We start from the raw sequence: 21916 nt of genomic DNA, 5'->3' as shown, positions 1-21916 counted from the left end.
TAATGGTTGTGTACCCTCTATTTTAATCTTAAAACGTCTTTTTCATTACTTTACGCGTTTCATGATGATTAATGTAAAATCATCCCGAAGTTGAAAATGCTGTAATTTTTCAAGATCCCTGAAGATTTTATTGACGATTTCCTGAGGGGGCAGATCAATATAATTATTGATGAAAGAAACCAGTGTTTCTCTTTCAATAAAACCATCATCTGTCCGGCATTCTGTTACCCCATCGGACATGAGGATGATCATATCCCCAACTTCCACCTGCTGTTCATAGCGCTTATAGGTGGTATCTTTATCCACTCCAAGAAGGAGTCCGCGTGCTTCAAGGTCCAGAAATTCACCCAGACGCTTTGAATAAAAAAAGCCAGGTTCATGTCCTGCTGAAGAAAAATGAAGCATATGATTTTTTAATTCATACATGCCGTAGAACATCGTGATAAACATGGAATCATCCACGTTTTGTTCGACTACCCGGTTTAAGCTCCCAAGCACTGCACTTGGGTCTTTGCGATAATCAGGCAGACTGTCCATTGCGTATTTAATCATACTCATGCAGAGCGCCGCCGGGATCCCTTTTCCGATCACATCTGCAATAGCCACATTAACTGAGTGGTCGCCGTCATGAACAAAATGAAAATAGTCCCCGTTCATTTGCTTTGCAGGTACACTCAATGCACCGATCTCAAGTCCGTCTATGGTTGGTACAGAAGTGCCCAGAAGCGTCTCCTGCACACTTGATGCGATTTCCATTTCATTTTTAAATTCTTTTTGAGTATCAATCAGACTTTGATATTCTCTGAAAGCAAAACCATAGGCTGTCATTACTTCAAGGAGAATATCAAAGGAATGCCAAACCTCAGATGGAAGGTCTGGCATCAGTTCCTGCATTGCACTTTTTTGCAAATTCACAATTTCTTCAGGAGGAATTTTGTGTTCGAGTGCCAGTCTGCTGAACTGCTGGGCTGCATACAATGATTCCTCAGACTGTGATTGCATGAAATCTTTTAAAACGCTAATATATTTCTCATCCATTTTTTCACGGAAATCCATTTAGCTTTTATCCTCCTATCGGAGCCATTTGGTAGCGCGTATATCTGTACCTTCACCTGGATTGGAGTCTATATTAAAATCATCCATTAGACGTCTTACGCCCGGGAGACCTGCTCCAAGACCTCCTGATGTAGAAAAACCATCTTCCATCACTTTTCTAATATCCGGAATCCCTGGTCCTTCATCAGCTGCTATAATGCGAAGGCCGGTTTTTCCCTGCTCGTTTAAACGATCTATACAAAGCTGGCCTTGTCCAGCATAAAGATAAATGTTTCTGGCTAATTCACTAATGGCTGTTGTGATTCTTGCCTGGTCCACTGTTCCAAACCCCAGTTCCTTCGCCACATTTCTACCAAGCTGTCTTGCAGCTACAATATCCCATTCATTTAAGATGGTTACACAGGATTGGGTTTCCATATAGTCAATCCCCCAATTCCTGTTGAAGTTTCTCTAAGCCCTTTTCAAGATCTAAAGCCGTCATCACATCATCTAAACGGATACCGAGTTCAACCAATGTGATCGCTACTGCCGGCTGAATACCTGTAATTACTACTTTTGCCCCCATCAGTCTGGACATGTTAATCACATCTCCGAGAACCTTGGCGATAAAAGAGTCAATAAAATCAATAGAAGTGATGTCAATGACAACGCCTCTCGCATTTGTTTCATGTATTTTTTTCAGGAGGTCTTCCTGAAACTGCAGGGCAGTCTGATCATCGAGTTCCCATTGAATGGAAACCAACAGACAGTCCTTTAACTTTAAAATCGGGATCCTCAAATTTCTCCCTCCAATTCCACAATTTTTCTATTGGTCATTTCTAGCGCTTTTTCCATGCCTTTTCTGAGCGTGCTTGTGGTAATAAATTTATTTAAATCGATTCCCAGATTCACAATTGTCTGGGCAATCTCCGGCCGAATTCCGACAAGCATGCATCGTGCGCCGACCAAATGAACGGCTTCTGCAGCCTGAATTACATGGTGAGCGACCATGGTATCCACTACAGGCACACCCGTAATATCAATGAGAACCACTTCTGCTCTGTGGCTTACAACACCTTCAAGTAAATTTTCCATTATCAGTTTAGCACGTTCAGTGTCGATTGTTCCCACCAAAGGCATTATTGATATATGTTCCACTACAGGAATCAATGGAGCTGACAATTCCTGCAGGGCAATTTTCTGAAGTGAAACTGTCTTTTCCCATGTAGATGCATATGTATGGATTATTTCATTTGATAAAGGCGCCATCCATTCATCCAGAGATTCCAAATATTCACCTTCGCGTTCTTTCGAAACAACGCCCTGCTTAATCAGGTCATCATGCACAAGATGAATAAACGTCCTCAGCCCCGATACGACAAAGGTAATCGGCCAGCCCAGCCGGACCACTTTTTCGGAAAACATCTGCAGCTTGCTTTTATATTCACGGTCTTTTTCACTCAGATTAAGCAGAATCAAGTCGACAAATTCATAGCTTGCCCCCTGAAATACCTGTTCTGAAACGACGTTGACCATCCGTTCATCCGCATCTTCCTTGACGCGGCCGATCCACTCTTCAATCAATTCCCCTTTTCTTGATTTTATATGAGCGATTACTTCATTGTACAATCCGTTCACCTCTTTAAGCTCTATTGCCGTGCATTACAGCGAATCTTATTCTCTATTATAAAGCAGTATAGGTGCCCGGTCTATCCATAAGAAAAAAACGCTCCTTATTACGGAGCGTTTCCACATCAGAGGTCGACTAATCCTAAGCTGATTTGAAGAGCCTCGTCTACCTTGTCCATCATTTCGTCATCGAGATGTGTTATTTTGTCAGTTAACCGCTGTTTGTCTAACGTTCTGATTTGTTCAAGCAAAATAACCGAATCCCGTTCAAAGCCGTTGCGCTTTGAACTGATCTCAACATGGGTAGGGAGCTTGGCTTTTTGGATTTGCGCTGTTATGGCTGCGACCACCACAGTGGGGCTGAACCGGTTTCCGATGTCGTTTTGGATGATGAGAACGGGGCGGACTCCACCTTGCTCTGAACCGACAACTGGAGACAGGTCAGCAAAAAATACATCACCACGCTTAACAATCAAAGCGTTATTCCCCGCTTACCAATCGTTCCACGGTATGCCCGGCCTCGTACTCGGCCTGTAATGCTTCGGATGCCATAGAAAGATTGATTTTTGCCATCTCCATGTACCCTCGTCGCATCGCGTCTTGAGTCTGTTTCTTACGCCGTTCCCGCATCAACATTTTCGTCGCGCGGTAAATGCATTCGTTGCGGCTAAGTTCTTCCTGCTCAGCAAATGCTTCCAGTTCGATTAAAAGCTGTTTTGGCAAACGCACCAAAATTTCGGATGTTACGCTGGATTCCGACACAAACTACACCTCCACCATCATTGCATACCCTATTTGATTGTTTTTTCAATATTGATAAATGTTCGTTCATCTTTCAAGTCCATTTTTATAGTACCACTAAACGCATCATGTGAGAAGGACCAATCGGAATATTTCTGACAATTACTTGCAAGCATTGACTAAATAAGTGTATTTAATACAGAAATAGACTGCTCGTTTTTCCAGTAAACCCGCGGTACCCGGGCAGAAATGGCACAAGCAACTTCGTAATGGATGGTGTCAAGATACGCTGCCACTTCATCAATCTTAATTTCGCTGGCCCCCTGCCTTCCAATCAGGGTCACTTGTGTACCTTCAGGATACGCAGCCGGAAGCTTGATCATGCACTGATCCATGCAGATCCGCCCGACTAATGGGACCCGCATCCCGTCTACAAGCACTTCAAAGCCCTGCAATTTCCGGATCCACCCGTCAGCATATCCAATGGGCAGCGTCCCGATCCATTCGTCCCCGCCTGCTTCATAGGTGGCGCCGTAGCTTATTTTTTCACCGCGCTGCAGCCTTTTTACCTGCACAATGGTTGTGTGCAATGAAAGCGCCGGAATAAGCTTCACCGGCAGCCTGTCTGCAATTTCGTCTGATGGAGACAATCCATACATAGAAATTCCAAATCGTATAATAGTAAAAAGCGAATCCTTTCTCTGTAATGAAGCAGCGCTGTTGGAAGCATGCACAAGAGGCGGCTTTACTTTCAGCTCTGCGACGAATGACGAGAAGGTCTTCATCTGCTGGTCTGTATAGGACTTGTCCAATTCATCTGCAGTCGCAAAATGGGTGTAAATTCCTTCAATAGAAATCGCTGCTGTGTCAGCAATAACGCTTTCTACTTCTACTAGCTCTTGAGCTGTTTTGATTCCAAGCCTTCCCATACCTGTATCGCATTTAAGATGCACGCGAAGATCGGATCCCTGCTTTAAATAGTCTTTTGCCTGGAGCACCCATTCTTTTGAATAGATGGTCAGCTGTATATTATGTTCGGCTGCCAGTTCGGCATCTGCCGGTCTTGAAGCTCCAAGTACAACGACTGGCGCCAGAATTCCCTGCTTTCTTAGAAAAAGTGCTTCATCGATAAAAGCCACTGCTAAATGTGTGGCCCCGCTTGAAAGAGCCGTTTCGGCAACTTGTACATAGCCGTGGCCATAGGCATTCGCCTTTACGACAGCCATAACGGCCACCTCAGGTCCCATTAATTGGGAAACCTGCTGAATATTGTGCCGGATTGCATCTAAGTTCACATCAACCCATGTATCCCGGTGAAACTGTTCATATGCTTTCATCGTATCCACACCCTTAGGAATCATTTAAGGAGCGACTCAAAAGAATCAGCTCCTTAAATAAAGATGTGGCTATTTTATCATAGTACCTTGAACGGATCGAGCGACATTTACCATTTCTTCCTGTGTCAAGTCGGTTGAAGCAAGCATATAGTCCACACCATTGTAGGTCCATGACACAGACTGTTCCGTGATCGATCCTATAGCAAACCCAAGATCCACTACGTCCCCAGGGGCATCCGTTGTTGTCATCATGACTGGTGCAGCATCAAGCTTCTCCTGAATCAGCGTATAGTTCTTTTCACCGCTGAATGTCATAATCACCCGCTTGCCTCCATCTACATCCATTTCTTCTTCCTCATGAAGCGCTGTTCCTTCTAACTCTACAGTTGGGTAAAGTACAGCAAACGGTTCTTCTTCCTCTTCACCGTCTCCTAACACAGGCACTTCAAGCTGCGCACCCATCATGTTTTTCTCTAAATTAAAATCACTTTTCTCGAACGAGGCTTCAAGATCCACTTTCGTAAAGGTCAAACTGATTTTAACGTTTCCTTCAGCATCCTTCACTTTAACAGAAGATGGAGTGAGCGACTTTTTATCAAAAATCACTTCCTGCATCGGGAACATATGCTGGTGCTTGTACCGTGTTTTGGACTCAAACACATAAGAGCCATCTTTTTCAGCAAATGTGGCGGCATCATCTTCTTCAATGTCTTTAACCAGAGACTCGATTAAATATGCCTGGCTTCCATTGCTAGGCCAATCACTTTGAAAACGGAAGCTTTTATTTAAGGCAGGAGTCAAGACGAAGACACCTTCATCATTGCGGATAATCATTTGACTTTGCTTTTCTTCAGCATGCTTTAAATGCACCCGGTAGTAGTTCGGCTTTGAATACCAAACCTCCACATCGTACTCCTGCGGTTCTTCACCTGTTTCAAACACCATCTTTGCCGTTGCCTTGTACCCATCCACTTCTTCAACTTTTTCGGATAAATCGCTTGTTGCTTCTTCTTTCGTAGTCTCTCCGCAAGCAGACAATAAAAGGACCAGACATCCAATTAACAACGACCAGACTAGCTTCTTCATGGCTTCCTCCCCTTTGTTGAGTCAACGCTCCGTTCATGTGTTGGTGCCATATGATCATATGAGACAAGCCTATTAAATATTCGTAAAAACAAATCCGGAAGCGGGAGTTGAATAGAAGATCATAATGATGTATGCAGAAGCGAAAATGAATGGATACATGCGTGCCAACGATCTTCTTTTGGGGCTGTTTTTGCTAAACTTACCGGAATTTTATCCCCTTTTTTGAACGGATTGAGCACCCGCAAACTTTTGCTTATCAGCTCACCCCTTTACCCTCTCCTTTCCCGTGCTTGTCTCCTATACAGGCTCGTCTTCATAGGAAAAATAAAAAACGCAAGAACCGGTTTCCCGTTCTTACGCTTAAGCTTATGTTTCACTGCGCTCAATAATGACTTGCGCAGCAGCATATTCTCTTGAATGCGTGATTGAAAGGTGTACTTCCCCCGGCATACTCACTTTTATAAAAGGCTTGCCGTATGAATCTTTTACAATTTCAATATCCTGAAAAGAAAGCGATGCGCCTATCCCTGTGCCGAGCGCTTTGGCATACGCTTCTTTTGCTGCAAATCTGCCTGCCAGAAATTCAATCTTTCTTTCTTCCGGATACTTTCGGTACTCCATTAATTCGTTTTTTGTCAGAACCCTCGCAGCAAGCTTAGGATGCCGCTGTACGACAGATCTGACCCGGTTCAGCTCGATTAAGTCGAGGCCAATTCCGCTAATCATCTAATCACCCTTTTTGTGCAGTTTTATTGTATGATGAAAGGAATGATCCAGGTTTTATAGAGGAGGAATCATTTCATTGTTTTTACGTACCGAAAGTCTATCACAATTTATTAAACTATATCCTGTTGTATCCGCTCTTGTCATCATTCACGCTGTTGTGTTTATTTTAACTTCTCTTCCCGGCAGTATCGGAAACAGTTCGATGCTCTTTATGGCTGGTGTGAATTTTTTGATTTCTGCCGGCGAGTGGTGGAGGCTGGTCACCCCTATTTTTGCTCATGCTGACTTATGGCATGTGCTCTTCAACACCTTTTCTCTTGTTCTGTTTGCACCGGCTCTTGAACGAATAGCGGGACATGTGCAGTTCACGATCATATATTTATTGACCGGCATCATTGCCAACCTGGTCACCTGGCTGATTCAACCGCCTGACTATTTTTCTGTTGGGGCGAGCGGAGCCATCTTCGGCCTGTTTGGTGTATATGCGGCCATCCTGTTCATTTTTAAGGAACGTGCCCCGGCTGAACTAAGACAAATTATGCTTCCCTTGCTGATTATCAGTGTCGTCATGACCTTCTTTACACCGAATGTCAACATTACAGCCCATCTCGCAGGACTTGCTTCAGGATTTTTCATCGGTTTGTTTGTTTTTAATTCCAGGCAGAATTAAACCATATGAGTAGAAGTGAGCTTGGGACGAAAATGCCTCAAACTCTACGACCGGTTCACTTCGCTTCAGGCGGACGCTTACCGCAGGGACGGCGCTGAGCCCTCCTCAGGCTTTGCCTTGCGGGGTCTCAGCTTGCCGTCATGTCCTGCATGAGTCGCCACCTTCCGCTCCCCTCACCTAATTCTAGTAATAAATATATCCTCATTTTCTAAACTTTTTTGAGTTCTGTCCCAGCCTCTTTTTTATTTCCTGCTTCGTTCTCCACCTTACTCTTCAGGCAGGGATTCTCTTTGCTTCGCTGCACGGGATCCCTCCGGCTGATACCACTCCATCACCTTTTCTACGTCTTTAACATCCAGGTGATTGACTGTATTTTCACTTCCTGCCAGATACGACTTGATCGTGGCTGACAGCGTGGCAACTCTTCCTTTGCGCTGAAACCAGGTTTCTTTTAATTCCAATGATTGAATTCTCTTTTTCTTCAAATACACAATCTGCTTATCAAATACACGGTACTGCATCGTCAGCTGGTCTTCGCTCAGACGGTAGCCGGCATTTTTGTATTGCAGCCAGGATAAACCCGCCATAACCGGATACAGCAGCAAGGACAGCAGCCCAAGCGGATAAAAGAAATAGGACACCGGGGCAATGAGGAACGAAATAAACAAGAGATTCCAAAACATGTAACGGAATATAGAGCGTTTCGGGGCTCCTGTAAAATCTGTACTCCAGTCATATTCAGGCAGAATTTCTTCTAAAATTTTCGGTGCCTCCATCGAGCGGATCATCGGAAGCAGCCGGATGGTATTTGAGTCTTTTTCCAGTGCCGATCCTCCTGCACTTTCAATCGTAACAGATGCGTATTTAAAGGGCTCTCTGAGCAGATTCTGATTAAAACGGATGCCCTGAATACGGTTGAGCGGAATAGTCGTCTGCTTTTTTTCCAAAAGCCCCCTTGTGATGATTAAATCTTTTTCAACCAGTCTGACTGTAAACGACGCGTAACGGATAAATGTCATAGCCACGGCAATCAGCCAGGCAAAAAATAAGACTAGAAAAATCATCACCGCTACAAAAAGAACGCCGCTTTGAACCACTTCAAGAAATTCATCTGCTACGGTCTCAAACGGGATCAACTCACTGAATTGCGAAAGGAAAATGAATAGACCGGAAATCACTACGCCGGCTCCTCCTGATGTAGTGGCCATGATGACTAAATCCTTGACGCTCATTTTGTACAGGACTTTCCCTTCAGCTACTTCTTCCTGTTCGGCTGGTTCCTCGATTGGCAGTCCATTTTCATCCACTGCATGGCTCTCTTTTAACTTCTTTTTTGCCTTCGCGATGAAAGAATTTAGTTCATTTGCTTCTTCTTTCGTGATGGCCGTTAATTCAGCTTCTGATTCGAGCGAATTGGAACTGCCGGCTGTTTCGACCTTTATTTTTACAAGCTTTAAGGGTCGGTGAAGAATGCCTTCTGAATAATTTAAGCTCTGTATCCGTTCAAACGGTATATACCGTTTCTTTTTTACAAACAAGCCGTATTCAATGCGCAGCTCGCCTTCTTCGACCCGATATGTAAACCTCCACCACTTTAAAATGCCGACAAATAAAATAATAATCATAAAAACGCCCATGCCGACAAATGGCAGATAATCGAGAAGGGAATCACGTTCTCCCTGATTTAAAAACACCAGTACAACAAGCGGAATAAGTGCTTCTTTCAACGCTTTCACAAAATTAATGACTGCGGATACCGGATGAAGTCTTTTTTCTTCAGACATCGTCTTTCGCCACCCTTGCCAGAGCAGAAATAGAATCCCTTAATGAATCCGCCTCGCCAATATCAAGCGCAGGAATTTGATGAACGGTTGCTGCTGTTGAAATCGAAATCGTCGCTAAACGGTATTTCCGAAGAATCGGTCCCTGTTCTGTATCTACGTGCTGGACCCTGACCATGGGAACGAGCGTCCTTTTTACGATAAAAATACCGTGCTGCAGCTCTATTTCTTCTTCTCGTACTTCATAGCGCCATCTTTTCCATTTTAATGTTGGAAAAATAAAAACAAACAGGACGGCGTTTAACACCGGAACCGCTGCTCCTCCCACGATAAACCAAAAAGGCCAGTCGAAAAGTACGCTCAGCGTGATAACGCCAATTCCGATAATTCCTAAGATTCCCGTGCTGATCCAGCCATATAATTTCCAGACTGTAAGCGCTCTTTCTGAAATTCTTTTGTTTGGTTCTCTTCGATCCATATTCTTCTCTCCAATCTGCTAGCTGCTTCTTATCTATAGTATACTACGTACCTGCATGATGAGATGTTTCGTTTAAAAAGGAAGCGGTATATTGGAATCTTTTTCAAAAAACATTCCCATATCGAGCCCAATTTTGTATACTTATAAAGACATCTTTTCCTTATTATTCAATTATTTTACCATTTAGTGAATCTTTTGTTTTTTTATTTCGTATTCTATTCATCATCACTTGGGAGGAGATCAACACATGAATTCATCTTTTACAGAAGGGAATATGATTTGGATTGTCCTGGGCATTATCACGCTGCTCATGGGTGTGCTGCTTGGATTTGTAGCACCGAACTTAATTCACCTTGTTTTATTTTCAGCAGGAGATTTAATTCATATTAAAACCCCGTCCATCTCCAATATTTTATTTGGCACCGGCATCATTTTACTTTCTATTTTCTGTTTTATTATGTACTTTAAAGCCCGAAAAGCAAAGATTGCTGCAGCAGGTCTTGTGATTGTGTCAGTTGCTCTTATTGCGGTAAGTATCACGAATTATTCCGTGCTGCGCGATGAACGCATCTTACACAATGAACTGCTGTCCCTAAGTTCAGAGGAATACAAATGGTCGGATGTTGAAGAAGCCATACTGTTAAAGAGAAATGACGAAATCCCGTATGACACCCTTGTTCTTACGATGAACAATGGAGATAAGCTTGATTTTGAGAGGGGACCGAGTCTGGATCAGCAAAAATTTGACCGTATCGACTTTATCCTGCAAAGCAATGGCATCACGTATGAACTCACAGATCGTTAAAAAAAGCTGGCGGGAAAATTCCCGCCAGCTTTCTTGTTTGATTAGCCTTCAGTACGTGTTGTAGAAGGACGTCTTGATGCAGGACGCTGACGGCTGTTATAAGGCTTTGATCCGCCTTTGCTTCCGCTGCCTCCGCCGCTGCGGTTTCCGCCGCGGTTGCCGTACTTTTTATCATCTTTACGGTAAGGCTTGCCGCCTCCGCCGTGCTTTTTAGATGAAAGTGGTTTTTCCGGTGTGATTTCAACCGGTGTGCTGTCCGGTTCTTTTGTTAACGTTTTAAGTGCTGCTGCAATCACATCTAATGCGTCATTTTCATTCATCAGTTCACGTGCCAGCACTTTGTATTCTTCCAGATTATTTTTTTCAATCGCTTCTTTTAATGAATCGACAGCTGCACGCTGTAAGCCTTCCAATGCTTCTGAAGAGCTTGGTGGACGAAGCTGCGTCATTTTCTTCTTCGTGGTTTGCTCTACAACGCGAAGATAGTTCATTTCACGCGGTGTCACAAATGTCATTGCCATACCGGTTCTTCCTGCACGGCCTGTACGTCCGATACGGTGAACGTAGCTTTCAGGATCCTGAGGAATATCGTAGTTGTATACATGTGTAACGCCTGAGATATCAAGTCCGCGGGCAGCTACATCTGTTGCTACAAGAACGTCGATGCGGCCTTCTTTAAATTTCTTCAGAACAGACATACGTTTTGCCTGTGTTAAATCACCGTGAATTCCTTCAGCCATATAGCCGCGGATTTCAAGTGCGCGGGCAAGCTCATCGACACGGCGCTTTGTACGGCCGAATACGATTGCAAGCTCAGGTGACTGAACGTTCAGAAGACGGGAAAGAACATCAAACTTCTCACGCTCATGTGCTTTTACAAAGAACTGCTCAATGTTTTCAACTGTCATTTCTTTCGCTTTAACGCTTACTGTTTCAGGGTTGCTCATGAAGCGCTCAGCAATTTTACGGATCGGTCCTGGCATTGTTGCTGAGAACAGAAGCGTTTGACGAGTGCTTGGTACGTTTTTAAGGATTGACTCGATATCATCGATGAATCCCATGTTCAGCATTTCATCTGCTTCGTCGAGTACAAGCGTGTTTACATTTTCAAGCTTTAATGTACGGCGGTTAATATGGTCAAGCAAACGGCCTGGTGTACCTACAATAATATGCGGGTTTTTCTTCATCGCACGAATCTGGCGCTGAATGTCCTGGCCTCCGTATACAGAAAGAACGCGAACGCGCTTGTCGCTTCCGATTCTGTAAAGCTCTTCTGATACCTGAATCGCAAGCTCACGTGTTGGAGCAATGATCAACCCTTGGATATTAGGTGATTTTGCATCAATTTTTTCAAGCATAGGAATTCCGAATGCTGCTGTTTTTCCTGTTCCTGTCTGCGCCTGGCCGATGATGTCTCTGCCTTCAACAGATAGTGGAATCGTACCTGACTGAATCGGTGTAGCCTCTTCAAAGCCCATACGCTTAATGGATTTTAGGATTGCTGGACTGATTGGTAATTCTGAAAAAAGTGTCAAATTATTTCAATCTCCTTTGTATTGTGAATCATCTATTTCATACACATCGCTATGATCGCTTAGAAGACTGCGATAGCTTTTCATCGTTGTCCTTATAAAGATATATAGGGCGAACTCTGCCCAAGTCGCATTTAGGTCAGCCGGCTGAAAAGCTGCTTAACCGAATCGTCGACTCTGCTTAGAATTAAAAGGCTGCATTAAAATTTCTGCTTCTAAGCAAAAAATAAAACTCGGTCATATGCCGAGTGCGCCAAAGATGCCAATTTTTATAAAATTGGTCTTCATGTTGATAAAGACAACCAACAAAAAAATACACTCTTCTATTTTAAAAGAGCTCATTGCACAAATGTACCAGATGTCTTAGTTATCTTATCACGCATTTTACCAAAAAACAATCATCCATCATCGGGGTGATCGGTCTGTGACAAAAAGAAAGCGATTTCTTCAAAAAGCGCTTCACTGTCGGCTCCATAGCAGATAAGGTGTTTGGACGTTTTTGATAAATATAATTTTTTTTCATAGGTGCCGATCCGGTCATAGACAAAACGGGCTGCGCGGGGCGGAACAATTCCGTCCATCTCCCCCTGCGCAATAAATGTGGGAATAGTTACCTGGGAAAGTAGAGGAACGGTTGCTTTCGCGATCTTCCGAAATTCACGCATCGCACGGACCGGAGTATGAATGAGCTTGTATTTATAATGGCCAAACCACTCATTTTCATTCAGTTTTTTGCTCATTAAGTCTTTCAGCATAATGTTCATGTCTTTTGCAATTTGCTTTGTATTTACATACATCGCTGCGGCACTTAACAGCACAAGCTTGCTGACGGGATAGTGAATGGCAAGATAGGATGCGATTAATCCGCCCATGGAAAAACCGATGACATATACTTCATCACAATACAGCCATAGTCGCTTCAATTCTTCCTCTGCAAACGTAATCCACTCAACCGCTGTCGTTTCCCTCAAATTAAGCTTTCTGCCATGCCCCGGCAGCACCGGAACAGAAATAATCCAGTCTGTATGTTCTCTCAAATACCGGGCGAGAGGATTTACCTCATAGGCACCGCCCGTAAAGCCATGTATCAGCAAACAGCCCTTCTGACCCACATCCATCACTCCTGCTTTCTTAGCTAAGTATTTACTCCTTACCCTAAAATAAAAACAGTAAAGCCACGGTGAAAAAGAAAAACATTCCCACCCTGTTAAAAAGGATGAGAATGCAGAGATTTTTATTTTAATGCTTCTACCACTTCTTCAAGCTGCATGCCGCGTGAACCCTTCACGAGCAGCAAATCGCCTTTGGCTGTCAGGTCCTGTAAAATGGAGATCAGCTCTTTTTTATTTTGACCAAATGTGCGGACACGTCCTTTTGGAAATTGCTTTAGGGCTTCTTCCCCAATCCATTGTCCTCTATCGCCGAATGTGAGAACAAAATCAATTTTATCAGGATTCAGCTCCCTGCCGATTTCACGGTGAAAGACTTCTTCCTCTGTTCCAAGCTCAAGCATGTCACCAAGCAGCAGGATTTTACGGCCCTGCCCCTTTATTTCTTCAGCAAACGCGATGGCAGCTCTCATCGAGGTAGGGCTGGCATTATAGGCATCATTAATGATGATTTCCCCTTTTGCCCCCTTCACCTTTTCCATCCGCATGGCTGTCAGTTTCATATGCGAAAAGCCTTGGGTGATCGACTGTGTATCCATACCGAGGTGAAGCGCTACTTTAATAGCAGCAAGGGCATTCAGCACATTATGCTTGCCGAGAACAGGAACATCAATCCATTCATCTGTTCCGTCATTTAAATAAACCCGGCTGCCTTCTTCTGACATTTCAATTTTTTTCGGGCTAAAGTCGTTGTCCTCACCGTAGCCATAGGATGAAGTACGAAAGCCCTTGGAGGATTTCACAAGATCTGTCAGCAATGGTTCATCCCCGTAGTAGAACAGAATTCCTTCTTCACTTAAACCCTCTGTAATTTCAAATTTTGCTTTTGCGATGCCCTCTCTTGAACCGAGGTCCTGAAGATGGGATTCGCCAATATTTGTGATTACGGCAATTTCAGGCTGTGCAAGCTCCGTCAGAAACGCGATCTGGCGAAAACCGCTCATGCCCATTTCAAGAACGGAGACTTCTGTATCTTCCTTTACATCCAGCAGCGTTAACGGGAGGCCAAGCTGGTTGTTGAAGTTTCCTTCTGTTTTTTGGACCTTGAACGAACTGGACAAAATACCTGCGATCATATCCTTTGTCGTCGTTTTGCCGTTGCTTCCGGTAATCGCCACCACTTTAAATGAAGCCTGCTGCCTATATACCCGGGCAAGCTTTTGAAGAGCAAGCTCCGGATCTTTTACGACTAAAACAGGAACCCCGGCCGGAGGCGCACCCGCATCCTCCTGCCACAGAGAAGCGCCGGCCCCTTTTTCAAAGGCCTGATTGACGTATTGATGGCCATCCACTTTTTCTCCCCGAAAAGGAATAAATAAATTACCGCTCTTTAGTGTGCGCGTGTTAATGCTCGCTCCTTCTATCACCGTGTCATGAAAAGCGGCTTCCGGCGGATGAATCCCAAGCATGTCAGCAATTTGCTTTAATGTACGCTTCATTTGAAAAACTCCTTATACGGTATATTTAATCTTTTGTTTTTCATTATGGCGCTCAATTCCAAGAGCAACCAATTTCTCGATCAACTCGGAATAAGGTACGCCTGAGTTTTCCCACAGAAGCGGAAACATGCTGTACGGAGTGAAGCCGGGCATCGTGTTAATTTCATTAATGAAGATTTCGTTTTCTTCTGTAACAAAGAAATCAGCACGGACCAGACCCGAACAATCGACAGCCTGGAATGCCGTTTTTGCCATTTGCTGCAGCGTTTCGGCCATTCCATCCGGCAGTTCAGCCGGGATGATCATAACTGAGTCGCCATCTACGTATTTTGCTTTATAGTCGTAAAAGTCTTTTTTCGCTCTAATTTCGCCGGGAACGGACATTTCAGGATAATCATTTCCTAAAACCCCAATTTCAATTTCTCTCGCTTTAACTCCCTGCTCCACAATAATTTTACGGTCATACAAAAAGGCTTCTGCAAAGCCCGTTTGAAGCTCATCACGGTTTACGCATTTGCTGATGCCCACGCTTGAACCAAGATTGGCCGGTTTGATAAAGCACGGGTAGCCAATTTCCTGCTCCACTTTTTTGTACGCTGCTTCCCGATCTTTGTCCCATGTGCTTCTAATAAAGGATACGTAGGAAACCTGCGGAAGTCCTGCTTCTTTAAACAGATTTTTCATAATAACCTTATCCATGCCAGCGGATGAAGCTAAAACGCCGTTGCCAACGTACGGCAGATTGAGTACTTCCATAAGCCCCTGAACCGTACCATCTTCTCCATTAGGACCATGGAGCAATGGGAATATAATATCGTATCCACCACTGTGATCTTCAGCTGTCTGAAGAGAAGTCGACTGCAAACCTTCAGCTGCAGACACGTTTTGCTCTGAACCGAATTGAAGGGCCGCTACATCTTCAACGGGGCTGGTAAGCGATGCACCTTTTCTCCATTCTCCTTCAGGTGAGATAAAAACAGGATCAATTTCATACTTCTGCAGATCAAGCGCCTGAATAACAGCTTTTGCTGTCAGAAGCGATACTTCATGTTCAGCTGATTTTCCTCCAAATAATAAACATAATTTTGTTTTCATTTATAATATCCTCCAATTGATTCATCGTTGTAGAGAAATCCGGCTCTTTTTTTGCATACTTTTTTATTTTAACATGTTTGCAAGATTTATTGATGAGATTGTAGTCGGGTCTTTTCTTTGCCCAATATACCAAATGAACCGGATCGTGACGAGCAGAAAGAAAATGGTCAAATTATTCAGAAAAGATGTACTTTAATTACTCACTCTTTTTCTCTTAACAAATGAGATGCCAGACGTTATAATCCTTCTATTAAATACAATTGTACACTTCAGGAGGACTCATCATGAAAAAGATCGGTTTACTTCCAAGAATCATCCTCGCTATTGCCTTAGGCGTTTCAGTCGGCAGCTTTGCCCCTGAAGGCATAATCAGGGTTTTTGCTACATTTAATGATCTATTCGGCAATTTTTTAAACTTTGCCATCCCGCTTATTATTATTGCATTTATTGCTCCGGGGATCGGTGCAATGGGCAAAGGAGCTGGGAAAATTCTTGGTTTAACAACCGGAATTGCCTACGTCTCTACAATTGCAGCGGGCCTGCTGGCATACGGGGCAGCTTCACTTCTTTATCCCGTTCTTATGGAAAATCAGGCTGCTCAAGCATTTGATGACCCGGAAAGCGCGCTGCTATCCGGATTCTTTGAGGTTGAAATGGCCCCTTTAATGGGTGTCATGACTGCACTTCTTTTAGCCTTTGTCCTTGGAATTGGCATGGCATCTTTAAAAAGCTCGTATTTGCTGAATAATTTAGAGGAATTCCGAAAAATCATTCAGCAGCTCATCGAAAAAATCATCATTCCTCTTCTCCCTTTTCATATTTTTGGCATTTTCGCCAATATGACGCAAGGCGGGCAGGTAAGCTCAATATTAAGTGTATTTTTTAAAGTCTTTATCATGATTATTGTTCTTCATTTACTTTATTTGTTTATTCAATATTCCATTGCGGGTTCACTGCGCAGGCAGTCCCCCATAAAGATGCTAAAAACGATGCTGCCTGCTTACTTTACAGCGCTCGGCACCCAATCTTCCGCTTCTACGATTCCGGTCACACTTGAGCGGACGAAAAAAACAGGTGTACGAGGGCGCATTGCAGATTTTTGTGTACCGCTTTTAGCCACTGTTCATTTATCCGGCAGCACCATTACACTTGTCAGCTGTGCAATGGCTGTAATGCTTATAAATGGACAGGCCGTTGATTTTGATATGATTCTGCGCTTTATCTTAATGCTTGGCATCACCATGATTGCAGCACCTGGCGTCCCCGGAGGAGCGGTTGTCGCTTCGCTTGGACTGCTTGAGTCCATCCTTGGTTTCACAGGAACGATGACATCCCTGATGCTTGCTCTATACCTTGCACAGGACAGCTTCGGTACAGCCTGCAATGTCACAGGAGACGGCGCCATCTCTGCAATCGTTGATCGGTTCTCAAACGAAGCTGCCGGTAACACAGAAACAGTGAAAACAGGCTGAATAAGCCGGAAATGAAAACCTCCGCCTGGACATTACAGGTGGAGGCTTTCTTATGGATAGAAACTGATTTTTCGTGTTCCAATGTTGCATCATTTACACTAAAATTAAGAAGGAGGCGTTATGGATATGGATCTATTTTTACTCCTATTTCTCATCTGTCCTGTCATTGTTCTGATTTTATCTGCTGCAGGTTTTTTTCTTTTTCCTAAATGGTATGTCATGCCGCTCGTAACGTTTGCTGTCTTCACTGTTTTGATGTTTGTATTTTTCAATCAAAGCTTTATTATATGGGTTGTTATGTATACATGTCTTTCTGCTGTCATCACATTCCTGTTTACATTTATCAGGAAAAGAAAACTGACAGCGTGATTTTGAGTCTAGTTTAATGAATACTACTAAAGCCGCCTGAACCGGTTCATTTCATTTTCAGGCGGCTTTGAATTTTGCTTCAATGTTCACTACGATCCGGGTTATCCTGATACAAGTCTTAAGCCTATAACTCCGGAGACAATCATTCCGACAAATACTAGCTTTCGGATGTTTTTGCTTTCTTTAAAAAACAGCATGCCAACAGCTACACTGCCGACTGCGCCGATGCCTGTCCAAATTCCGTACCCTGTGCCGACCGGAACCTCAAGAAGAGCCAGTGATAAGAGATAAAAGCTGGTTCCTCCAGCGATTACAGACGAGACAAAATATTTCGTTTTCGTGAACCCTTCTGAAAGCTTCATGGAAAGAACAAAAAGCACTTCAAAGATTCCCGCTATTCCAAGTAAAACCCAAGCCATTTACTGTTCACCTGCCTTTACTTCTTCTGTTGAATCAACCAGCTTTAATCCAACGATGCCCCCGACTAATAGAAGCAGGAAGAAGATCTTTGCGATACTGACAAATTCTCCAAAGAAGATCATCCCGATCACTGCTGTTCCAACTGCTCCAATCCCTGTAAAGGTTGCATAAGCTGTCCCGACTGGAATTTGCTTCATTGCTTTTGATAAAAGATAAAAACTTACTGTGATGAAAACAATCGTTATGATGGAAGGAATTACATTCGTAAATCCTTCTGAAAATTTCAATCCGAGTGCCCAGACAATCTCTGTCACACCTGCTGCAATTAAATAGATCCAAGCCAATTTAAACACCCTTCCTGATTACGTTAAATTCGAACGAAAAACCGTCCATACTGCCTGCTGTCTTTTTACATATTCCTCTTCTGTGTATAGATGTGATTCAATAGCCAGCCCGTCAATAATGGCGTAAAATACAGCCAGTAAATTTTCTGCAGCATCCGCATCCTTAGCTGTTTGGGCTATTTTTTTACGGATGATTTGAGACGCATGCCCTTCTATCTCACCAAATATGACCTTCATTTCACGTTTAAATTCCACGGGCGGATAAAAAAGCATCCGATGCAGAAAGTGAGTTTCCTTTCCACCTTTTTGAGGGTCAGAAAGATTTTTATAGATTTCCTGAAGCTGCATGACCGGGTCCTTTTCAGCCAGCTGCTTTTCAATTTCACTGATTCGTTCACTTTCCTTTTCTACCGCATCCTTATATACGGCCAGAAACAAATCACCCTTCGACTTAAAATGGGCATAAAACGAAGATTTTCTAATCCCTACCTTTTGAACAATCTTAGCGATTGAGGTTCCTTCATATCCATGTTCTATAAAAAGTTCTATCGCAGCTTGTCTTAATTTTTGTTCTGTCAACTAAATCACCTCTCTTAACTTTAGCTTCACCGTTACCTACCGATCGTTCGTTTTTAATTTACTAGACTTCGATACGATAATCAAGTTTTTTTGCTTTTTGTCCATCCTTTTGTATGATTAGACTATATAGCACACTGAGGAGGCTTCAATGAAAACCATCATACTGGCAGGCGGCGGGCACACGCATCTGTCGATTTTAAAACAGCTTACTAAATCAAATAATAATGATACCAAGTGGATCATGGTGTCAAGTGACGATTATCAATATTACTCCGGCATGTTTTCCGGATATATTGAAGGACTCTATTCACTTGAAGACATCCGAATTCATTTGCCAAGTCTTGCTGCAAAGGCAAACTGTGAATTTCATCAGGGATCAGTAGACTCGATCGATCCTTCTCAAAAGATTATTTCTGTTAACGGACAGCGCTTTTCCTATGACTATCTATCATTGGACATCGGCTCTCATACAACAAATCCAGCAATACCCGGACTGAATAAGGAACTGACGCGCTTAAAGCCTGCGCATACGTTTCCTGATCATATTACTGATTTGCATGTTTCACGACAGACAGCCGTTATTGGCGGAGGTGCTGCAGCATGCGAAATGGCGCTGTCTCTAGCGGCCTGGAAACGCAAGCATCAGAGGAAATATGATCAGATCTCACTGATTTATTCCGGTGCTCTCCTTCAAAAGCATGGTTCTAAAGCCCAGAAGACCATGCACCGGCTCATGAAGGAGAACTCAATCAAGCTGTATGAAGGTGAACGGGCAAAAAAGATTGTCAGCAAAAAAATTGTCACTGCCAATCGAACGGTTATCCCTTTTGATCAGCTTCTATATTTAGGCGGGGCGTATCCACCTGAAATCCTTCGGAAATCCGGACTCCCGGTAGATGAAAAAGGATTCCTGGAGGTAAATGGCATGCTTCAATCTCCTGATTTTCCGTCCATTTTTGGAGCGGGTGACTGCATTACTATGACTACTCATCCTGAAATGGAGAAAAATGGCGTGCACGCGGTTAAGCAGGGAGAGGTCTTATGGCACAATCTTAACGCGGCAGTAACAAAAGAACCCTTGAGGGACTACCACCCTCAAAAAAACAGTCTGGCTATCCTTTCCACCGGCTCTCAAAAAGGGCTGCTTCTATGGGGCAAGACCTCCCTATACGGCTCCCTGCCCTGGCAGCTCAAAAACTACATTGACCGGAATTTTATGAAAAAATACCAGTAACCATAAAGAAAGCAACCAAGACTGGGACTCACTCTATAAAAATAAACAAGCCTGAGAATAATGCGTCTCAGGCTTGTTGTCCGGTTCACTGCGCTGTCAAGCGGACGCTTTACATATTTTACTGATTATCTCCCAACCTCATTTTACAAGCATATTGTTTATATTAATTAAATCAAAAAAAGTCCGTTTAAAAGCCAGTCCAGCAGACTAGCTGAAAGCGCTTGTCATTCAAGGCGTGAGTGCCGACACAGAGCGGAGTTGCCTCTTCCGGCAATGAGCATCTGGGGCGGGACGAACAACGAAGAATGCGAACGGTTGCCAGCAGTCTGCCACAATAATGAAGAAAAACTTAGTCCCCTGAAAGTTTATATTTAAAAGACAGTCCAGCAGACCAGCTGAAAGCGCTTGTCATTCAAGGCGCGAACCCTGACACAGAGCGAAGTTGCCTAAAAGGGCAATGAGCATCAGGGGCAGGGTGAGCAACGAAGAATGCGAGCGCTTCTCAGCGGTCTGCTCCAACAATTAAGAAAAACCTAGTCTCCTGATAGTTTATATTCAAAAGACAGTCCAGCAGACTAGCTGAAACCGTTTGTCATTCGAGGCGTGAGTGCCGACACAGAACGGAGTTGCCTCTTCCGGCAATGAGCATCTGGGGCGGGACGAACAACGAAGAATGCGAACGGTTGCCAGCAGTCTGCGTTTTAAGAGAGTAAACGCTTTGCCTCCATAAACCGCTGCCCCGCCGTAAAAACCTCAACTGCAAAAAACGCCAGCGTAATCCACAACGCATACTCCTGAAAAATCATTAAAGCCGTTAAAAAGATAAATCCTTCTGTTCGCTCAGCCAGGCCGGCCTGATAGCGGAAGGATTTGACACCGTTATTTTCGGATACATTTCCTACGGTTAAAAAGATGGTCATGGATACTACGATTGAAGCCATCAGCAGCAAGGCAGCCCATAAAATATCAGGCAATAAAAAAGCCACACCTAAAATGACGCTGATTTCCACGATTCGGTCAAATGTCACATCCATTACCGTTCCAAACGGGGAGGGCTTTGTGGCTCTTGCCATTGATCCATCTACGGCGTCCAGGTATCCGGAAACCCATAGCGCGATCACAGCGGCCCAAGGTAAGCCGAAGTAAACGAGCACACCGGATGACGTACCAATTAAGAAGGACAGCACCGTTACCTGATTTGCGCTCAGTCCCACTTTCAGCAGACGGTCAGCCGTTCTTTGTATGACCGGCTGTACATATTTTCTTGCATGCGTATCCAGCATTTCTCGTCCTTCCTCCCTTTCTTACGGTTTATTTACTTTTTCTATTCCAAGCCAGGAAGCTACTCTTTTTCTGTAGAAAACGGGGATTGCAATAAGCGCTACCCCTGCTAGTACGCTAATGACGATCACTCGGGTGTCCCCTTGCGCAAAGCTCGAACCAATAAAAGCATAGCCAAACGTTCCCGGAATAATTCCAAGGACTGTTGCCAGAATGAAAGACCTGAAGCGTACACTTGCCAAGCCTGCCGCATAGCTGATTACATCAAAATTAAGCAAAGGGATGAACCGTAGGACAAGCACATAAAAGAAGCCTCTTTTTTCCATCAGCTTCATAATTTCTGAGATTCTTCCCTGCTCTTTTCGCTTAACAAATGATTTTTCGAATAGTCGTGAGACCCAAAAAGCAACGGCTGCACTTGAGGTGGCTCCGATTAAGATATAAAGAAATCCTTCAAAGGCGCCAAAAGCGAGCCCTCCTGCAAGCGAGATGACAGATGCGGGAAAAAGGATAAGCGGTCTGATTGTATAAATCAGAATGAACAATAAAGGCGCCCACACACCGAAGGATTGGATCCACTCCTGGATTTCACGTGGTCCCACATTTATGTAGCGGCTGCTGAACCAAAGGAGCACCCCAAGCACTGTGATAAATAGCACAAGGGGAATTAGCTGTTTTATTTTTGCCTTCAAGT

General features: G+C 43.8%; 25 protein-coding genes. 5 read left to right on the top strand and 20 right to left on the bottom strand.

Features of this window, described 5'->3' with window-relative positions; translation table 11 throughout:
- Nucleotides 1–45: 45 nt before the first annotated feature.
- The 9 genes from ACQCT8_RS18630 to acpS all read right to left on the bottom strand — a co-directional run bounded on the left by ACQCT8_RS18630 (nucleotide 46) and on the right by acpS (nucleotide 6554).
- On the bottom strand, nucleotides 46–1056 hold the full coding sequence (locus ACQCT8_RS18630; protein WP_426873623.1) for a PP2C family protein-serine/threonine phosphatase: 1011 nt from the start codon (nucleotides 1054–1056) through the stop codon (nucleotides 46–48).
- Between the two features lie 15 nt (nucleotides 1057–1071).
- Nucleotides 1072–1473, bottom strand: coding sequence for an anti-sigma regulatory factor (locus tag ACQCT8_RS18625; protein WP_426873622.1), 402 nt, complete (start codon nucleotides 1471–1473; stop codon nucleotides 1072–1074).
- 4 nt (nucleotides 1474–1477) lie between these two features.
- Entirely contained in the window at nucleotides 1478–1834 is a 357-nt protein-coding gene (locus ACQCT8_RS18620; RefSeq protein WP_041056372.1) for an STAS domain-containing protein, read from the bottom strand.
- Nucleotides 1831–2664 (bottom strand): STAS domain-containing protein, encoded by an 834-nt coding sequence (locus ACQCT8_RS18615; protein WP_426873619.1) that lies wholly within the window; start codon nucleotides 2662–2664, stop codon nucleotides 1831–1833. The genes ACQCT8_RS18620 and ACQCT8_RS18615 overlap by 4 nt, the downstream gene beginning before the upstream one ends.
- 125 nt (nucleotides 2665–2789) lie before the next feature.
- The gene (locus ACQCT8_RS18610; protein WP_041056367.1) at nucleotides 2790–3140 is read right to left on the bottom strand and encodes a type II toxin-antitoxin system PemK/MazF family toxin; all 351 of its coding nucleotides are present in this window, start codon (nucleotides 3138–3140) and stop codon (nucleotides 2790–2792) included.
- A 4-nt stretch (nucleotides 3141–3144) separates the two neighbouring features.
- The gene (locus tag ACQCT8_RS18605) at nucleotides 3145–3426 is read right to left on the bottom strand and encodes an antitoxin endoai (RefSeq protein WP_278241519.1); all 282 of its coding nucleotides are present in this window, start codon (nucleotides 3424–3426) and stop codon (nucleotides 3145–3147) included.
- Nucleotides 3427–3584: 158 nt separating this feature from the next.
- Nucleotides 3585–4742 carry an alanine racemase gene (alr, locus tag ACQCT8_RS18600; protein ID WP_426873617.1) on the bottom strand — a complete coding sequence of 386 codons (1158 nt, stop codon included), beginning with the start codon at nucleotides 4740–4742 and terminating at the stop codon, nucleotides 3585–3587.
- Nucleotides 4743–4811: 69 nt separating this feature from the next.
- The gene (locus ACQCT8_RS18595; RefSeq protein WP_426873615.1) at nucleotides 4812–5828 is read right to left on the bottom strand and encodes a LolA family protein; all 1017 of its coding nucleotides are present in this window, start codon (nucleotides 5826–5828) and stop codon (nucleotides 4812–4814) included.
- A gap of 366 nt (nucleotides 5829–6194) precedes the next feature.
- Nucleotides 6195–6554: a holo-ACP synthase gene (gene acpS, locus ACQCT8_RS18590; RefSeq protein WP_426873613.1), complete on the bottom strand. Its 360-nt coding sequence runs from the start codon at nucleotides 6552–6554 to the stop codon at nucleotides 6195–6197.
- A gap of 76 nt (nucleotides 6555–6630) precedes the next feature.
- On the opposite strand from acpS, the gene ACQCT8_RS18585 reads away from it, so the two are divergent.
- On the top strand, nucleotides 6631–7224 hold the full coding sequence (locus ACQCT8_RS18585; protein ID WP_426873611.1) for a rhomboid family intramembrane serine protease: 594 nt from the start codon (nucleotides 6631–6633) through the stop codon (nucleotides 7222–7224).
- A 266-nt stretch (nucleotides 7225–7490) separates the two neighbouring features.
- On the opposite strand, the gene ACQCT8_RS18580 is transcribed toward ACQCT8_RS18585, so the two are convergent.
- Together ACQCT8_RS18580 and ACQCT8_RS18575 are read right to left on the bottom strand one after the other, a co-directional pair.
- Nucleotides 7491–9008, bottom strand: a complete 1518-nt coding sequence (locus ACQCT8_RS18580; RefSeq protein ID WP_426873609.1) for a PH domain-containing protein — start codon at nucleotides 9006–9008, stop codon at nucleotides 7491–7493.
- Nucleotides 9001–9483: a PH domain-containing protein gene (locus ACQCT8_RS18575; RefSeq protein WP_426873607.1), complete on the bottom strand. Its 483-nt coding sequence runs from the start codon at nucleotides 9481–9483 to the stop codon at nucleotides 9001–9003. The genes ACQCT8_RS18580 and ACQCT8_RS18575 overlap by 8 nt, the downstream gene beginning before the upstream one ends.
- 247 nt (nucleotides 9484–9730) lie before the next feature.
- On the opposite strand from ACQCT8_RS18575, the gene ACQCT8_RS18570 reads away from it, so the two are divergent.
- Nucleotides 9731–10288 (top strand): hypothetical protein, encoded by a 558-nt coding sequence (locus ACQCT8_RS18570; protein ID WP_426873605.1) that lies wholly within the window; start codon nucleotides 9731–9733, stop codon nucleotides 10286–10288.
- 41 nt (nucleotides 10289–10329) lie between these two features.
- On the opposite strand, the gene ACQCT8_RS18565 is transcribed toward ACQCT8_RS18570, so the two are convergent.
- From ACQCT8_RS18565 to ACQCT8_RS18550, 4 genes are all read right to left on the bottom strand, one after another.
- On the bottom strand, nucleotides 10330–11823 hold the full coding sequence (locus ACQCT8_RS18565) for a DEAD/DEAH box helicase (protein WP_426873603.1): 1494 nt from the start codon (nucleotides 11821–11823) through the stop codon (nucleotides 10330–10332).
- A 395-nt stretch (nucleotides 11824–12218) separates the two neighbouring features.
- Nucleotides 12219–12938 carry an alpha/beta hydrolase gene (locus tag ACQCT8_RS18560; protein WP_426873601.1) on the bottom strand — a complete coding sequence of 240 codons (720 nt, stop codon included), beginning with the start codon at nucleotides 12936–12938 and terminating at the stop codon, nucleotides 12219–12221.
- 116 nt (nucleotides 12939–13054) lie between these two features.
- Nucleotides 13055–14428: a UDP-N-acetylmuramoyl-tripeptide--D-alanyl-D-alanine ligase gene (locus ACQCT8_RS18555; RefSeq protein WP_426873599.1), complete on the bottom strand. Its 1374-nt coding sequence runs from the start codon at nucleotides 14426–14428 to the stop codon at nucleotides 13055–13057.
- Between the two features lie 12 nt (nucleotides 14429–14440).
- The gene (locus tag ACQCT8_RS18550) at nucleotides 14441–15523 is read right to left on the bottom strand and encodes a D-alanine--D-alanine ligase (protein WP_426873597.1); all 1083 of its coding nucleotides are present in this window, start codon (nucleotides 15521–15523) and stop codon (nucleotides 14441–14443) included.
- Nucleotides 15524–15807: 284 nt separating this feature from the next.
- On the opposite strand from ACQCT8_RS18550, the gene ACQCT8_RS18545 reads away from it, so the two are divergent.
- Together ACQCT8_RS18545 and ACQCT8_RS18540 are read left to right on the top strand one after the other, a co-directional pair.
- Nucleotides 15808–16995 carry a dicarboxylate/amino acid:cation symporter gene (locus ACQCT8_RS18545; RefSeq protein WP_426873596.1) on the top strand — a complete coding sequence of 396 codons (1188 nt, stop codon included), beginning with the start codon at nucleotides 15808–15810 and terminating at the stop codon, nucleotides 16993–16995.
- A 126-nt stretch (nucleotides 16996–17121) separates the two neighbouring features.
- Nucleotides 17122–17364, top strand: a complete 243-nt coding sequence (locus ACQCT8_RS18540) for a DUF2651 family protein (RefSeq protein ID WP_426873594.1) — start codon at nucleotides 17122–17124, stop codon at nucleotides 17362–17364.
- 101 nt (nucleotides 17365–17465) lie between these two features.
- Here ACQCT8_RS18540 and ACQCT8_RS18535 read toward each other — a convergent pair whose 3' ends face one another.
- The 3 genes from ACQCT8_RS18535 to ACQCT8_RS18525 are packed head-to-tail and all read right to left on the bottom strand — an operon-like array spanning nucleotide 17466 to nucleotide 18707.
- Nucleotides 17466–17783 carry a DMT family transporter gene (locus ACQCT8_RS18535; RefSeq protein ID WP_426873592.1) on the bottom strand — a complete coding sequence of 106 codons (318 nt, stop codon included), beginning with the start codon at nucleotides 17781–17783 and terminating at the stop codon, nucleotides 17466–17468.
- The gene (locus ACQCT8_RS18530; protein ID WP_426873590.1) at nucleotides 17784–18128 is read right to left on the bottom strand and encodes a DMT family transporter; all 345 of its coding nucleotides are present in this window, start codon (nucleotides 18126–18128) and stop codon (nucleotides 17784–17786) included.
- An 18-nt stretch (nucleotides 18129–18146) separates the two neighbouring features.
- A complete protein-coding gene (locus tag ACQCT8_RS18525; protein WP_426873588.1) occupies nucleotides 18147–18707 on the bottom strand; it encodes a TetR/AcrR family transcriptional regulator in 561 nt (186 codons plus the stop codon).
- A gap of 148 nt (nucleotides 18708–18855) precedes the next feature.
- Between ACQCT8_RS18525 and ACQCT8_RS18520 the strand changes: the two genes are divergently transcribed.
- Nucleotides 18856–19941, top strand: coding sequence for an FAD-dependent oxidoreductase (locus tag ACQCT8_RS18520; protein WP_426873586.1), 1086 nt, complete (start codon nucleotides 18856–18858; stop codon nucleotides 19939–19941).
- Nucleotides 19942–20642: 701 nt separating this feature from the next.
- Here the strand turns inward: ACQCT8_RS18520 and ACQCT8_RS18515 are convergent.
- Together ACQCT8_RS18515 and ACQCT8_RS18510 are read right to left on the bottom strand one after the other, a co-directional pair.
- Complete coding sequence (locus tag ACQCT8_RS18515; RefSeq protein ID WP_426873584.1) at nucleotides 20643–21224, bottom strand: CDP-alcohol phosphatidyltransferase family protein; 582 nt, start codon at nucleotides 21222–21224, stop codon at nucleotides 20643–20645.
- A gap of 21 nt (nucleotides 21225–21245) precedes the next feature.
- Nucleotides 21246–21914, bottom strand: a complete 669-nt coding sequence (locus ACQCT8_RS18510) for a TVP38/TMEM64 family protein (RefSeq protein ID WP_426873582.1) — start codon at nucleotides 21912–21914, stop codon at nucleotides 21246–21248.
- Nucleotides 21915–21916 lie beyond the last annotated feature (2 nt).

The organism is Jeotgalibacillus proteolyticus (genome assembly GCF_050107735.1).
GTDB classification, from domain to species: domain Bacteria; phylum Bacillota; class Bacilli; order Bacillales; family Jeotgalibacillaceae; genus Jeotgalibacillus; species Jeotgalibacillus proteolyticus_A.
The sequence above is the reverse complement of the archived record's forward strand: the minus strand, read 5'-3'. Positions and strand labels throughout refer to the sequence as shown.